Origin of the sequence: Streptomyces fagopyri (assembly GCF_009498275.1) — a bacterium.
In the GTDB taxonomy this organism is placed as follows: domain Bacteria; phylum Actinomycetota; class Actinomycetes; order Streptomycetales; family Streptomycetaceae; genus Streptomyces; species Streptomyces fagopyri.
Genome location: NZ_CP045643.1, coordinates 2,563,094 through 2,577,478 on the forward strand (window position 1 = coordinate 2,563,094; position 14,385 = coordinate 2,577,478).

12 protein-coding genes and 1 pseudogene are annotated in these 14,385 nt (G+C 73.9%); 9 read left to right on the forward strand and 4 right to left on the reverse strand.

Translation table 11 applies throughout. The features are described from left to right. The first annotated feature begins 57 nt into the window (after positions 1-57). The 6 genes and pseudogenes from GFH48_RS10930 (at position 58) to GFH48_RS10955 (ending at position 6,706) form a co-directional block, all read left to right on the forward strand. The gene (locus GFH48_RS10930) at positions 58-786 is read left to right on the forward strand and encodes an aminoacyl-tRNA hydrolase (RefSeq protein WP_153288075.1); all 729 of its coding nucleotides are present in this window, start codon (positions 58-60) and stop codon (positions 784-786) included. A 93-nt stretch (positions 787-879) separates the two neighbouring features. Continuing rightward, positions 880-1,197, forward strand: a pseudogene (locus GFH48_RS10935) (LysR family transcriptional regulator); the annotation flags it as partial. A gap of 171 nt (positions 1,198-1,368) precedes the next feature. Further along, positions 1,369-2,157 (forward strand): DUF4142 domain-containing protein, encoded by a 789-nt coding sequence (locus GFH48_RS10940; RefSeq protein ID WP_194280553.1) that lies wholly within the window; start codon positions 1,369-1,371, stop codon positions 2,155-2,157. 176 nt (positions 2,158-2,333) lie between these two features. Continuing rightward, complete coding sequence (locus tag GFH48_RS10945; protein WP_153288077.1) at positions 2,334-3,833, forward strand: DUF692 domain-containing protein; 1,500 nt, start codon at positions 2,334-2,336, stop codon at positions 3,831-3,833. Positions 3,834-4,168: 335 nt separating this feature from the next. Next, complete coding sequence (locus GFH48_RS10950) at positions 4,169-4,951, forward strand: TIGR04222 domain-containing membrane protein (RefSeq protein WP_153288078.1); 783 nt, start codon at positions 4,169-4,171, stop codon at positions 4,949-4,951. Between the two features lie 120 nt (positions 4,952-5,071). Then, a complete protein-coding gene (locus GFH48_RS10955; RefSeq protein WP_153288079.1) occupies positions 5,072-6,706 on the forward strand; it encodes an alpha/beta hydrolase in 1,635 nt (544 codons plus the stop codon). Between the two features lie 27 nt (positions 6,707-6,733). Here GFH48_RS10955 and hemQ read toward each other — a convergent pair whose 3' ends face one another. Together hemQ and hemG are read right to left on the reverse strand one after the other, a co-directional pair. Beyond that, the gene (gene hemQ, locus GFH48_RS10960) at positions 6,734-7,453 is read right to left on the reverse strand and encodes a hydrogen peroxide-dependent heme synthase (RefSeq protein ID WP_153288080.1); all 720 of its coding nucleotides are present in this window, start codon (positions 7,451-7,453) and stop codon (positions 6,734-6,736) included. A gap of 4 nt (positions 7,454-7,457) precedes the next feature. Next, a complete protein-coding gene (hemG, locus tag GFH48_RS10965) occupies positions 7,458-8,924 on the reverse strand; it encodes a protoporphyrinogen oxidase (RefSeq protein WP_153288081.1) in 1,467 nt (488 codons plus the stop codon). 159 nt (positions 8,925-9,083) lie between these two features. Between hemG and GFH48_RS10970 the strand changes: the two genes are divergently transcribed. Together GFH48_RS10970 and GFH48_RS10975 are read left to right on the forward strand one after the other, a co-directional pair. Further along, positions 9,084-10,103 carry a DUF4349 domain-containing protein gene (locus GFH48_RS10970; RefSeq protein ID WP_153288082.1) on the forward strand — a complete coding sequence of 340 codons (1,020 nt, stop codon included), beginning with the start codon at positions 9,084-9,086 and terminating at the stop codon, positions 10,101-10,103. A 33-nt stretch (positions 10,104-10,136) separates the two neighbouring features. Then, positions 10,137-11,564 carry an FAD-dependent oxidoreductase gene (locus tag GFH48_RS10975; RefSeq protein WP_153292853.1) on the forward strand — a complete coding sequence of 476 codons (1,428 nt, stop codon included), beginning with the start codon at positions 10,137-10,139 and terminating at the stop codon, positions 11,562-11,564. A 315-nt stretch (positions 11,565-11,879) separates the two neighbouring features. Here the strand turns inward: GFH48_RS10975 and GFH48_RS10980 are convergent, their stop codons facing one another. Next, positions 11,880-12,215 carry a hypothetical protein gene (locus tag GFH48_RS10980; RefSeq protein WP_153288083.1) on the reverse strand — a complete coding sequence of 112 codons (336 nt, stop codon included), beginning with the start codon at positions 12,213-12,215 and terminating at the stop codon, positions 11,880-11,882. 198 nt (positions 12,216-12,413) lie between these two features. On the opposite strand from GFH48_RS10980, the gene GFH48_RS10985 reads away from it, so the two are divergent. Continuing rightward, positions 12,414-13,232, forward strand: a complete 819-nt coding sequence (locus GFH48_RS10985; RefSeq protein WP_153288084.1) for a rhomboid family intramembrane serine protease — start codon at positions 12,414-12,416, stop codon at positions 13,230-13,232. A 4-nt stretch (positions 13,233-13,236) separates the two neighbouring features. Here GFH48_RS10985 and hemE read toward each other — a convergent pair whose 3' ends face one another. After that, entirely contained in the window at positions 13,237-14,307 is a 1,071-nt protein-coding gene (gene hemE / locus GFH48_RS10990; RefSeq protein WP_153288085.1) for a uroporphyrinogen decarboxylase, read from the reverse strand. Positions 14,308-14,385 lie beyond the last annotated feature (78 nt).

The following is a 14,385-nucleotide window of genomic DNA, read 5'->3' on the forward strand; positions in this document are numbered from 1 at the left end:
GCGCGGGCGGGGCGGCACGCGCCGGAGAACGGATCTTCCGCCTGGCACACTGGGGAGGTGACCAGCGACCCCACCCCCTCCGACGACAGTCCCTTCCGCGACGAGCCCATGCCACGCGACGAGGCACCGCAGTTCGTGCTGCCCATGGTCGTGCGTATCGAGAAGGCCGCTCCCCCGGCCCGTACGGACGCGCTGGAGACCGCGGCCCGCGCCGTGCTGACGATCCTCGCCGACGAGCGGTCGCTGGGGGACGGCGAGTGGGCGCAGGCCATGCGGGACTGGCAGGACGCGCGGATCCGCAAGGTCGTACGGCGGGCGCGCGGCGCGGAGTGGCGGCGGGCCGAGGCCCTGCCCGGCATCACGGTGACCGGGAAGTCGGCCGAGGTACGGGTCTTCCCGCCGGTCCCGCTGGACGGATGGCCGAAGGATCTCGCCCGGCTCCAGGTCTCCGGTACGGAACTCGACGACCCGCGGCCGCCGCTGGACGCCGGCACCACGGCGCCGACGTTGTGGCTCAACCCCCATGTCGGCATGTCCGCCGGCAAGACGATGGCGCAGGCCGGGCACGGTGCCCAACTGGCCTGGTGGGAGCTGTCGGACGAGGAGCGGGCCGCCTGGCGCGACGCCGGTCTGCCGCTCGCGGTCCGTACCGCCGACAAGGACCGCTGGGGTGAACTCGTCGTCTCCGGAATGCCGTTGGTCCGGGACGCGGGCTTCACGGAGATCGCGCCCGGGGAAACCGTCGTGGTCGAAGGCGTGGACCGCGTCAGGTCCCTCGCGCGCTGACGACGGTCGGGGCCGCCGGACGGCCGCTCCGCGTCGCGCCCACCCCGCGCCGACGCCCCCGGGCCCGGTGGAGCCGCAGGAGCCGACGACGCCGTGGACGAACGCCTCGCCGAGCGGAACCTCCACCGGCGGGTCGCTGTCGTCCTCCCCGGCCACCTGGCCGCGATGCCCCTCGCCGCCCGCAGCGACGTCGTCCGTCTCGTCCCCACCGCACCCTCCGGTGCCGCCCCCTCCCCCCTGGCCGACGCCGCCGCCGTCCTCGGTCTGCGCCTCCTCGACATCCCGCTCCCCCTGCCGCCCCTGACCATCGGCACGGCATGGCACCCCCGCCCCGCGGCCGGCGGAGGCCACCACTGGCTCCGCGACGCCGTCCGCCGCACGCTTCACGCGTCCGCCGGCTCGACCGTCTGACGTGATCCGTCGGCGCCGACCCTCACCGACGGTGGTGACCTGCGGACTTGACCGTTTCCGAGTAATCGCTTTAGATGCGCTTGAACATTCCGGCCGTCCCTCACGTATCTCAGGGCACTGGCCGGGTGCGGGTGTCCGACGACCGGTCGGTGTCCCCCGGGGAGGCTCATCTTGCGGCGTGTCAACGGTTCGGCGCTCGTCATCGCGGCACTCGTCGCCACGGTCGGCGCGCTCGCGTTCCCCGTGTGGTCGTACGCCGACCGCGCGGGCACCGGACAGGCGAATCTGGCGGCGGGGACGGTGAACACACGGTGGGGGCCCCTGTCCGCCTCCGACCGCGATCTGATCGTACGAGTGCGCCTGGCGGGTCTCTGGGAACTGCCGGCGGGACAGCAGGCGGTCGAACGGGCCCCCACCAAGGCCGTCAAGGAGGCGGGCGACCACCTGATCGTCGGCCACACCGACCTCGACAGGCGGGTGCGGGTCATCGCGGCCCAGCTGAACGTCGAACTGCCGAACCAGCCCAACGCCCAGCAGCAGGGCTGGTTGCAGGAGCTGACGGCGGCGACCGGCAAGGAGTACGAGCGGAAGTTCGCGAACCTCCTGCGGGCCGCGCACGGCAAGATCTTCCCGGCCATCGGCGCGGTGCGCAACAGCACCCGCAACTCGCTGGTCCGGCAACTGGCCACGGACGCCAACCAGACCGTGCTCGACCACATCACGGTGCTGGAGAAGACCGGGAGCGTCGACTTCGACGCCATCGCCAACGACACGGCGGCCCTCTCGACCGCCAGCCCGACCGGGCCCGCCGCACCGGCCGCCGGGGCGACGGTGCCCTCCGCGCCGCCGGTCCGGCCGGACCCCGGCGTCACCACCTCGTCGGACCCGTCGCCCGCGGCGCCGGGCCAGGTCGACACCGCCCGGCCGGAGCCCTCCGACCCGGACAGCCTGCTGGGGTAGCCGGGGCGGGGCCCGGGCGGTGCCGCGCACCCGGCCGAACCTCAAATGTTGCTCTGAACGTCCGCCCTGTCGGATTGGGCCCGCGCTCCCGGGGCCATGACCCCGTCACACCGCGGGACGGGTCCGTCATGGGGAGACGACGGCACGGCCTGGCAGGACGTGACGGAGGAGGGGACATGACGCGACTGGGACGGCTGGGAACGGGAATCGGGTGGCGGCCGGAGATCGCCGAGGCCGTGGAGCACATGCCGGGCGTCGACTGGGTCGAGGCCGTGTCGGAGAACCTGTGTCCCGGGCATCTTCCCGAGTCACTGCGGCGGTTGCGCGAACGGGGCGTCACGGTGGTGCCGCACGGCGTCTCGCTCGGTCTCGGCGGCGCGGACCGCCCCGACGAGTCGCGCCTCGCCGCCCTCGCCGAGCGCGCCGAGGCGCTGGGCGCCCCGCTGGTCACGGAGCACATCGCGTTCGTACGGGCCGGGGGCGCCCTCACCGCGTCGCCGGCGCTGGAGGCCGGGCACCTGCTGCCGGTGCCGCGCACCCGGGACGCGCTGGACGTGCTGTGCGAGAACGTCCGGATCGCCCAGGCCGCGCTGCCCGTCCCGCTGGCCGTGGAGAACATCGCCGCGCTGCTGCGCTGGCCGGGCGAGGAGATGACCGAGGGGCAGTTCCTGTACGACCTGGTGGACCGCACCGGCGTACGCCTGCTCATCGACGTCGCCAACCTCCACACCAACCACGTCAACCGCGGCGAGGACCCGGCCAGGGCCCTGGCCGAACTCCCCGTCGAGGCCATCGCCTACGTGCATGTCGCCGGTGGCGTCGAACGCGACGGCGTCTGGCACGACAGCCACGCCCACCCGGTGCCCCGCCCGGTCCTCGACATCCTGGCCGATCTGGCGTCCCGGGTGACCCCACCGGGAGTCCTCCTGGAACGCGACGAGAACTTTCCCCGGCCGGGCGAACTGGAGAGGGAACTGGCCGCGATCAGGGAAACGCTGGCGAAGGCCGGAGCGACGCCGAGGAGCCAAGCCGCGGCGACGAGCGCGCCGTCGCCGCAGCCGGCCGCGTCCGGCACCTCCGGCACGTCCGGCACGTCCGGCACCTCCGGCACGTCTGTTCTCGCCCTCGCCCTCGCTCCCACACCCACCCCCGCGCCCCCTGCCGACCCCGGCCGCGCCCCCCTTCCCGGCCCCGGCCCGGACCTCGGCTCCACACCCCTCGTCACCCTCGACCTCGACCCCGACCCCGACCCAGGCCTCCCGCCCGCCCGTCAGCGCCTGGCCCTCGCGCAGGCCGCACTGCTCTCCGCGCTCGTCGCGGGGACCCCGGTTCCCGAGGGGTTCGACCGGGTGCGGACGGGAGTGCAGGCGCGGGCCCTCGCCGCCAAGCGCGCGGATGTCGTCGCGAAGGTGGCGGCGGAGCTGCCGGAGCTGCTCGGCGCCGGCTACCGGGCCGCCTTCCTCGGGTACGCGCGGGGTCGTCCGATGACCGGCGGCTACCGTCGCGACGCACTGGACTTCGCCGAGCACCTGCTGCTCGCCGGGCACCCGCGGGACGCACGGACACGCCATCTGTTGCGCGACTGGTGGCTGGAGCGCTCCGGCCCGGCACCCCGCTCACAACGGCCGGCGGCCCGGCTGGCCCGCGTCACCCGCCGGGCACTGCTGCGCCGCTGAACCGTCCCGTCCCACCGCCGGCCGGTCCGCCTCCCGAAGGCGCGCCGGGACTGACACCGCGCCCCGGCCGACCGGACAACGCAACGCGGTCTTCGATACCGGGACAGGACTCGTCGTCGCCGCCCTCGTCCGGAGCCGGCGGGCCGCGCGCGGCGGCCGGGCCGCACGCACCACGACAGCGACAGCAACAGCAACAGCAACAGCAACAGCAACAGCAACAGCAACGAACGGCACGCACCGCGACGCGGCACCCGGACGTCACAGACCCACAACGCTCCGTCCACATCGTGAACAGACCGTGGCGCCGGGGTGCCCGGGTCGCATAGAAACACGCCATGTTCTGGGTCCTCCTCCTGCTCTTGGCCTGGGCCGCGGCCGGCACGTCCTGCGTCCGGCTGTGCCTGGCCGCCGTACGGGCCGCCGCGGTCGACGCCGACGCGGCGCCCGGACACCACCTCACGCTCTACGAGGCCGCGTTCCTGTCCGGCGGCCCGGCCCGGGTCGCCGATCTGACCCTGGTGTCGATGGCCCGTCAGCGCCGCCTGCTGCTCGCGCACACGGGCTGGGCGACGGTCGTGGACCCGCGCGGCCGGGACGACATGGAGCGTTCGGTGATCGGCGCGATAGGCCCAGAGGGACAGTCCCGGATAGCTCCCGTACGCGCGACGACGGCCGCCGCGGACTCGGTGCGCCGCCTCGCGGACCGTCTCGTCGCCGCCGGCCTCGCCGTGCCCGACGGGGCCCGTACCACCGTCGCGGACGCCGTCCGCCAGGTCCGGGCCGCCTCGGCGGCCGTCCTCGCGCTCGGCGCCATGGCCGTCCTGATGCCCTCTCAGCCGCGGACCGACGAGGTACCGGTCGCCGTCTGGTTCGCCCTCCCCCTCGTCCTCACACTGAGCTGCCTCGCCATCGCCCGCATCGAGGTCCACCCCTACACACGCTGGGCCTCCCCGGCCGGCCAGCGGCTGCTCGGCACCCTCGCGCGGCACACCGACGCCACCGCCGACGACCGCACGTACCTCACCTCGGTCGCCGTCCGTGGCATCCGCGCGGTCGGCGAGCCGGATCTGCGCGCGGCCTTCGCCCACCGCGACCGGGCGGCCGGACGGCAGCGCTGACCGGCGCCCGAAGGGGCGCATAGGGGTCATTGGCGCCGACACCGGCATTCGGTGCTTTACTTCACCAACTCCCGAACGAAACATCCCCTTTGTCGCTGCCGTGCGCTGAAGGGATACGCGATGAGAGCTGCCGTCCTCTGCGGAACCGCCGGATCCTTGCTCCTGACCGCCTTCGCCGGCGCCCCCGCGGGCGGCGCACCGGCCCGGCCGGACCCCGCCGGTCTCACCGCGCCGGACCTGATGCGCGGCACCGCCGTCGCCGCCGCGCGCGCGGCCGCCGCGGGCATCCGTTTCGGGGCGTGCGCCAAGGCGACGGGGCTCCCCGCCGGCCTGCGCTGCGGCACGGTCGAGGTGCCGCTCGACTACGCGCGTCCCGACGGCAAGCGGATCAGACTGACCGTCAGCCGGTCGGCTGCCACCGGCAAGGACACGCGGAACGCGAAGCACAGGGTGCCCCGGCAGGGCGCCCTGGTCTACAACCCCGGCGGTCCGGGCGCCTCCGGCATGTACTTCCCGCTGTTCGGCGCCCTGCCCGAGTGGAAGCGGATCGCGGCGGCGTACGACCTGGTGGGCTACGCCCCGCGCGGGGTCGCCGGCTCGGCCCCGCTGTCCTGCAAGGACCCCAAGCGCTCCGTGAAGGGGCCCACGCAGTCGCCGACGCATCCCTCGGAGTCGTACAAGAAGGAGCGCATCGCGGAGGCGCAGGCCTACGCGCGCGGCTGCCTGAAGCGCTCCGGCCAGGCGATCCGGCACTACAACTCGCTCAACAACGCCCGTGACCTCGACGTGCTGCGCGCCGCGCTCGGCGAGCGGAAGCTGACCTTCATGGGTGCCTCGTACGGCACCTACTTCGGCGCCCTCTACGCGACGCTCTTCCCCTCGCACGTGCGCCGGATGGTCTTCGACTCGGCGGTGAACCCGGCCCCCGGCCAGATCTGGTACGAGAACAACCTCGACCAGTCGGCGGCCTTCGAGAGCCGCTGGGCCGACTTCCGCGCGTGGACCGCCCGGCACGACAAGGTGTACGGGCTCGGCACCACACCCGAAGAGGTGCTGCACAGCTACGAGAAGGCACGGGCGCAGCTGGCCGCGTCGCCCGCCGGCGGCAAGGTGGGGCCGGCGCAGTTGCAGAACGCGTTCCTGGAGGCGGGGTACTACGACGACTACTGGCCGCGGCGTGCCCTGGCGCTCTCCGCCTATCTGAAGGGTGACCCGAAGCCGCTGATCGAGCAGGCCGCGCGTCCGGAGGCGTCGGCCGGGGCGGAGAACGCGGGCGCCGTCTACACCGCGGTCGAGTGCAACGACGCGTCCTGGCCGACCCGTTGGCGCACCTGGGACCGCGACAACACGATGCTCGCGCGCAGGGCGCCGTTCGAGACGTGGGACAACGTCTGGATGAACCTGCCCTGCGCGTACTGGCCGGTGCCCCGGCAGAAGCCCCTCGACGTACGGGCGCTGCCCGGGGTGCTGGCGCCGACCCTGATCCTGGCGGCCGAGCGGGACGCGGCCACGCCGTACGAGGGGGCGGTGGAGCTGCAGCGGCGGCTGTCCGGTTCCGTCCTGGTGACCGAGAACGGGGCCGGGACGCACGGGATCGGCGGCGGCCCCAACACCTGTGTCAACAACTATCTCGACACGTATCTGCTGACGGGCGGCCTCCCGCAGTTCCGCGCGCGGTGCGCGCCGCGCGCGGAACCGGAGCCGGCGGCGCCGGGCGGCCGGGCACCGCACGCGAAGGCCGGGCGGGCCTCGTAGCCCGCCCGGCCCCGCGCCGGACAGCGGTCAGGCGAGACCCGCGACCAGTTCGGCGACGTCCTTGCGGCGGCCCGTGTAGAACGGGACCTCCTCGCGGACGTGCAGCCGGGCCTCGGAGGCGCGCAGGTGACGCATGAGGTCGACGATGCGGTACAGCTCGTCGGCCTCGAAGGCGAGGATCCACTCGTAGTCGCCGAGGGAGAACGAGGCGACCGTATTGGCGCGCACGTCCGGGTAGCCGCGGGCCATCTTGCCGTGGTCGGCGAGCATGCGCCGGCGGTCCTCGTCGGGCAGCAGGTACCAGTCGTAGGAGCGTACGAACGGGTAGACGCTGATGTAGTCGCGGGGCGTCTCGTCGGCGAGGAACGCCGGGATGTGCGAGCGGTTGAACTCGGCCGGGCGGTGCAGCGCCATGTTCGACCAGACCGGGTCCAGGGCGCGGCCGAGCCGCGTGCGGCGGAAGAGGTTGTACGCCTCCTGGAGCTGGTCCGCGGTCTCGGCGTGCCACCAGATCATCAGGTCCGCGTCGGCGCGCAGCCCCGACACGTCGTACGTGCCGCGGACGGTGACGTCCTTCGCGGCGAGCTGGTCGAAGAGCTCCTGGACCTCGTCGGCGTATCCGCCACGGTCCTCGGGGAGCACGTCGCGCAGCCGGAAGACGGACCACAGGGTGTAGCGGATGACCTCGTTGAGGTCCTTGGCCTTCTTGCCGATGTTCGGGATCTTGGCGGGGGCGTCGTCACTCATGGGGCTATTCTCCCGCGCCGCCGTGCAGACTCTGCACCGGGTTCCTGGTCAGCGCGTCCAGCCCGGCGCGGTCTCCGCCGAGCCGGTCCACGGCGGCGTACGCGCTCGCGACACAGGCGGGGATGCCGACCCCGTCGTAGGCGGCACCGCAGACCGCGAGTCCGGGGACCTCGGCGACATGCGCGCGGATCCGGGCCACTCGCGTGTGGTGTCCGACGGGGTACTGCGGCAGGCCGTCGTCCCAGCGGGTGACGCGGGTGGCGACGGGCTCGGCCGTGAGCCCGGCCGCCTCGCGCAGGTCGTGGCGGGACACGTCGACGAGGCCGGCGTCGTCGCGGCCCAGCACCTCGCTCTCGCCGTACCGGCCCACGGAGGTGCGCAGGACGAGCAGGCCGGGGTTCTCCGCGTCGATCCAGCCCCACTTGCGGGAGGCGAAGGTGGAGGCCTTGATGGTGTGTCCGTCGACGGGCGGGACCAGGAAGCCGCTCCCCTCGGGGAGGGTGATGTCCGCGCGCCGGTAGGCGAGGGTGACCAGCGCCATGGAGGCGTACTCGACGGCGGCGAGTTCGGTGGCCGCGGCGGGTGCCTCGGTGCGCAGCAGGGCGGCGGCGGCCGGGGCGGGCACGGCGAGGACGACGGCGTCGGCGCGCAGCACCCGGTCTCCGGCCACGACGTGCCAGCCGGGTTCGGTGCCGCGCGTCCGGCTCAGCCCGGTGACCTGGGCGCCGGTGACGACGTCCCCGCCCCGCGCGCGCACCGACTCGGCGACCGCGAGCGGGAGTTGGCCGACCCCGCCTTCGATTCCCATGAACACGGGGCCGGTCTGCTGCTGTGCGGCGGCCTTCGCCTGGACGGCGCGCACCGCCTCCGTCAGTGAGGTGTGGGTGCGGGCCGCCTCGAAGAGCTGGGGGACGGCGGCGCGCAGGGAGATGCGGTAGGCGTCGCCCGCGTAGACACCGCCGAGCAGGGGCTCGACCAGCCGGTCGACGACCTCGCGGCCGAGGCGCGCCGCCACGTACTCCCCCACCGCGACGTCGTCACCGATCTCCGTGCGGGGCAGTTCGGCGTCGCGCCCGATGCGGCGCAGGCCCTCGTCGGACAGGACTCCGTGGAGGGCGGCCGCGGTGCCGGGGACGCCCATGACGTGTCCCTTGGGCATGGGGCGCAGGGCGCCGCGGGTCCACAGGGAGGCGGTCGCGGTGGCGGGGGGAAGAAGGCGGTCGGAGAGGCCCACCTCGCGGGCGAGCGCGACCGCTTCGGGGCGCCGGGCGAGCATCGACTCGGCGCCGAGGTCGACGCGGGCGCCCGCGACCTCGCCGGGCAGCAGCTTGCCTCCGACGCGGCCGGAGGCCTCCAGGACGGTCACCCGGGCGCCGCGGCCGAGGAGGCGGTGGGCGGCGGCCAGACCGGCGATCCCGCCCCCGACGACGACGACATGCCCCGTACCCGTACGACTGTCCTGTGCGTGCATGCCTCCACTTTCTCAGACCCCGCGGGCACCTCCGCCGGGCCCCGGTGTCCTGTGCGAGTCCCGAACGTGACCTCATCGGGACCGGAGCACCCCAACGTCCTGCCGGGTCCGGGCGTCGAAGAGTCAGCATCCGTCGCGAGACCCGGGGGGTACTCCCACATGCACACACCACGTTCCGTACACGGCGCACGGACCGGCCGGGCCCTGGCCGGGGTCCTGCTCGTCTCCTCCCTCGCGCTGGCGGGGTGCGGCTCCGCCGGGGACGGCGCCACGTCCAGCAGCGACAAGGCGGCGTCCGGGGACCAGAAGGCCGGCCCGGGTGCCCAGGAGGCCGTTCCGGGAGCCGCCGACGGCACCACCTCGGACAAGGCCGCCACGGGCGCGGGCGGTTCCCGGGCCGCCACCGCGCCCAGGCTGGAGACGAGCGGCATCATCCGTACCGCGTTCCTGACCGTGCAGGTCAAGGACGTCCCCAAGGCCCTGGACGAGGCCCGCGTCACGGCCACCGGCGCGGGCGGTTTCGTCGGGGACGAGACGACCACCCGGGACGGGCGGGGCCACGAGCGCACCCGCGTCGTGCTGCGGGTGCCCACGGACCGCTACGACCAGGTGCTCTCCGATCTGGGCGGCGCGGGGAAGGTCCTGGAGCGGACGGCCAAGGCGCAGGACGTCACCGACCAGGTCGTCGACGTGGAGAGCCGTATCAAGTCGCAGCGCGCCAGCGTGGCCCGGGTCCGTGGACTGATGGACCGGGCCACCAAGCTCAGCGACGTGGTCGCTCTGGAAGGGGAGCTGAGCAGCCGCGAGTCCGACCTGGAGGCCCTGCTCGCGCGGCAGTCGTCGCTGAAGGACCGCACCAGTCTGGCCACCATCACGCTCTCCCTCTCCGAGACGCCGGTGCGCAAGGCCGCCGAGAAGGACTCGGAGCCCGGCTTCGTGGACGCCCTCGCGGGCGGCTGGGACGCGTTCGTCGCGACGCTGCGCTGGATCGCGATGGTGCTGGGCGCGGTGCTCCCGTTCGCCGTCTGCGCGGCGGTGCTCGTGGTGCTGTGGCTGCGGTTCGGACGCTCCCGGCTGCCGCGCCGTCCGGCACCGGCGGCCGCCGCACCCGTCGCGCCGGTCACCGGATCGCTGCCGACGGCGCCGCCGGTGCGTGAGGAGGGTGGCAAGGACGCCTGAAGTGCCGGGCCCCCGTAGCGTGTTCGCATGAGCATGAACCGTACGAGCGCGACGAACGTCGCCGGCAGCACAGGCGGTACCGGCGGGGCGGCCGAGCGGCTGGTCGTCATCGGCGGCGACGCGGCGGGCATGTCCGCCGCGTCGCAGGCGCGCCGGATGCGGGGTCCGGACGAGCTGGAGATCGTGGCGTTCGAGCGCGGCCACTTCACCTCCTACTCGGCCTGCGGCATCCCGTACTGGGTGGGCGGCGACGTTCCCGGGCCGGACCGGCTGATCGCACGGTCGCCGCAGGAGCACCGGGAGCGGGACATCGACCTGCGGATGCGCACCGAGGTCACGGAGATCGACGTCGCGGGCGCCCGGGTGCGCTCACGGGACCTGGAGTCCGGGGCGGAGGCGTGGACGCCGTACGACAAGCTCGTGATCGCGACCGGCGCCCGTCCGGTCCGCCCGGACCTGCCGGGGATGGACGCTCCCGGTGTGCACGGCGTGCAGACCCTCGACGACGGCCAGGCGCTCCTGGACACGCTGGCCGCGACACGGGGCCGGCGCGCGGTGGTCGTCGGCGCCGGTTACATCGGCGTGGAGATGGCCGAGGCACTCATCAACCGCGGGTACGAGGTGACGGTCGTCAACCGCGGCGCCGAACCGATGGCCACGCTCGACCCCGACATGGGCCGGCTGGTGCGCACGGCCATGTCGGACCTGGGCATCACCATGGTCGACGGCGCCACCGTGACCGGGATCGTCACCGGCGCCGACGGGGTCCGGGCCGTCGCCACCCAGGAGGGGGAGTACCCGGCGGACGTCGTGGTGCTCGGCATCGGGGTGCGCCCCGAGACCACCCTCGCCAGGGCGGCCGGGCTGCCGCTGGGCGACCACGGCGGGCTGCTCACCGACCTGGCGATGCGGGTGCGCGGACACGAGAACATCTGGGCGGGCGGCGACTGCGTCGAGGTCCTCGACCTGGTCTCGGGGAGCGAGCGGCACATCGCGCTGGGCACCCACGCCAACAAGCACGGGCAGGTCATCGGCAGCAACGTGGGCGGCGGCTACGCCACCTTCCCCGGTGTGGTGGGTACGGCGGTGAGCAAGGTCTGCGACCTGGAGATCGCGCGCACCGGGCTGCGCGAGAAGGACGCGCGGCGGGCGGGCCTGCAGTTCGAGACCGTCACCATCGAGTCGACCAGCCGTGCGGGCTACTACCCGAACGCGGCCCTGATGACGGTGAAGATGCTCGCCGAGCGCCGCACCGGACGGCTGCTGGGCGTGCAGATCGTCGGCCGCGAGGGTGCCGCGAAGCGCGTCGACATCGCCGCGGTGGCGCTCACCGCCGGGATGACCGTGGAACAGATGACGGCCCTGGACCTCGGCTACGCCCCGCCGTTCTCACCGGTGTGGGACCCGATCCTGGTGGCGGCGCGCAAGGCGGTCACGGCGGTACGGCGAGGCGCCCGGTAGCGGCGCGGGGACCGCGCGAGCGGGGCGACGCACGACCCGGGGCCACGTACGACCGGCGTCACGTACGACCGGGCCACCTACGACCGGACCACGTACGACCGGCGTCACGATCGGGCGTCGCCGTCGCCGTCGCCGTCGCCGGGGGCCGTGCCGTCCGGAGGGCTGTCCCGTGATCCCCGGTGGATCGGCGCGCGGTGTCGGACGCGGTGCGCCACGGGGCGGGGCCCCTCGTACGGGGCGCGTCCGGGCGATCCCGTGACACCGCGGGGTGCCGCCGCTGTCGTCGCGTGCCCGCCGGGGATCGCGGGGCAGACCTCAGGCGGACTCGTGACCGGCGTTCTGGTTGATGCGGTCTATCGCCTGCCGGGCCTGCTCGGCCGGCGGGCGAGCGGGCAGCGAGGACACGGAGCCCGAGGCGGTGACGGCGGCGGGCGGCGTGGTGGGCGGCTTCGCGTGCGCGGCCGACCGCACGGAGCGCAACCGGTGACTCACGGCCTCGTCGAGGGTCACCGGACGCTGGAGGCGCGCCGCGAGCCGTCCGGCCTCCTGGCCGAGCGCGGCCACGTCCTCCCAGGGGAGGTGCACCACCAGGGCGATCTCCGCCTCACCGTCGGGCAGGGCGTGCATCGGAGGAGTAACTCGGTCGTTCATCGCCTGTGTCCTCACGTCTTCCTCGCGTCGCGTCTTCGTCGCGGCGCGGGCGGTTGACGAGACATACGCACCGGAGCGCGACAGCGTTCAGTGGCACGAGGAGGAGCGCGCGCCGGGACACGCGCCCCGCCGGACCGAGCGTGCCTGCCCCCTGCGGACGTGCGGATACCCGCGGCGCATCCAGGGCACTAGTTCCTTGTGGTCATACCCGTCCATGACGTGAACCCGGTACGCGGCACGCCTTATATGACGTACGCCCTGATCGCCGCCAATGTCCTGGTGTTCCTCTACACCCCCGGCCTCGCCGGATCGGTGGCGGGCGACAGCGGTCTGTCCCGGCTGTGCCATCTGCAGGCGTTCCTGGACCACTACGCCGCGGTGCCACAGGAGTTGATCCACCACCGGATGCCCCAGCTCGTGCCCACCGGTGAGGTCGGAGCCGGCGCGCACGGGCCCGGCTGCCTGGTGAGCGCCCCGGACTACGACAAGTCGCCGCCGCTCTCCGTCCTCACCGCGATGTTCCTGCACGGCAGCTGGCTGCACCTGCTGGGCAACATGCTCTTCCTGCTGATCTTCGGCAACAACATCGAGGACCGCCTGGGACATGTGCGGTTCGCGCTGTTCTACGTGGCGTGCGGATACGCGGCCGGATACGGCTTCGCGCTCCTCAACGACAGCTCGTCGGACCCGCTGCTCGGCGCCTCCGGGGCGATCGCCGGGGTGCTCGGCGCCTACCTGGTGCTCTATCCGAGGGTCAGGGTGTGGGTCCTGGTCCCGTTCCTGGTCTTCCTGCCGCTGCGACTGCCCGCCTGGCTCGTGCTCGGCTTCTGGTTCGCGCTGCAGGCGGTCTACTCGTCGGGCCGCGGTGTCCCCACCGCCGGAACCGTCGCGTACGAGGCCCATGTGGCCGGCTTCCTCGCGGGCATGCTGCTGGCCTGGCCGCTGCGCCGGGGCACCCCGCCACCGCCGGAGCCGCGCAGCCTGCTGTGGGGCAGACAGGCGCGGCACGGCTGGTGAGGCGTCAGCGCGCCGTCCGGGTGTGGACGTCCTCCACGAGCCGGGTCAGCGCGTCCGGGTCCATGCTCGGCAGGACGCCGTGGCCGAGGTTGAAGATGTGGCCCTCCAGACCGGCGGCGGCGTCGAGCACCTCGCGGGTCTTGGCCTCCACGGCCTCGGTCGAGGAGAAGAGCACGGCCGGGTCGAGGTTGCCCTGGAGCGCCTTGCCGGGGCCGACCCGGCGCGCGGCCTCGTCGAGCGGCACACGCCAGTCGACGCCGACCACGTCCGCGCCCGCCTCGCCCATCAGGCCGAGGAGTTCGCCGGTGCCGACGCCGAAGTGGATGCGCGGGACGCCGTACCCGGCAACGGACTCGAAGACCTTGGTGGACGCGGGCATCACCGAGCGGCGGTAGTCGGCGGGCGCCAGGGCGCCGACCCAGGAGTCGAAGAGCTGCACGGCGCTCGCGCCCGCCTCGATCTGCACCTTGAGGAAGGCGGAGGTGATCTCGGCGAGGCGGTCGAGCAGGTCGGCCCACAACTGCGGGTCCCCGTACATCAGCGCCTTGGTGTGCTCGTGGTTCTTGGACGGACCGCCCTCCACGAGGTAGCTCGCGAGAGTGAAGGGCGCGCCCGCGAAGCCGATGAGGGGCGTCTCGCCCAGCTCGGCCGTCAGGAGCTTGATCGCGTCGGTGACGTACGAGACGTCGTCGGGCGTCAGATCGCGCAGCTGCGCCAGGTCGGCGCGGGTGCGGATCGGCTTCTCGACGACCGGACCGACGCCCGGCTTGATGTCGAGGTCGACGCCGATCGCCTTCAGCGGGACGACGATGTCGCTGAAGTAGATCGCCGCGTCGACGCCGTGCCGGCGCACCGGCTGGAGGGTGATCTCGGCGACGAGCTCCGGCCGCGTGCAGGACTCCAGCATCGGAATGCCCTCGCGCACCTTGAGGTACTCGGGCAGCGAGCGACCGGCCTGCCGCATGAACCACACCGGCGTGTGCGGCACGGGCTCGCGCCTGCACGCCTTGAGGAAGGCGGACTCGTACGTGGCTGTCGGCGGCTGGCCCGCGGCGGGGCGGTCATTGGCACTCACGACGGAAAGTCTCCCACGCCCCGCGTGCCCTCAAGTGCCGGGCTCCGGCGCGGGCGCGCACCCCGGCCCCGGCACCGG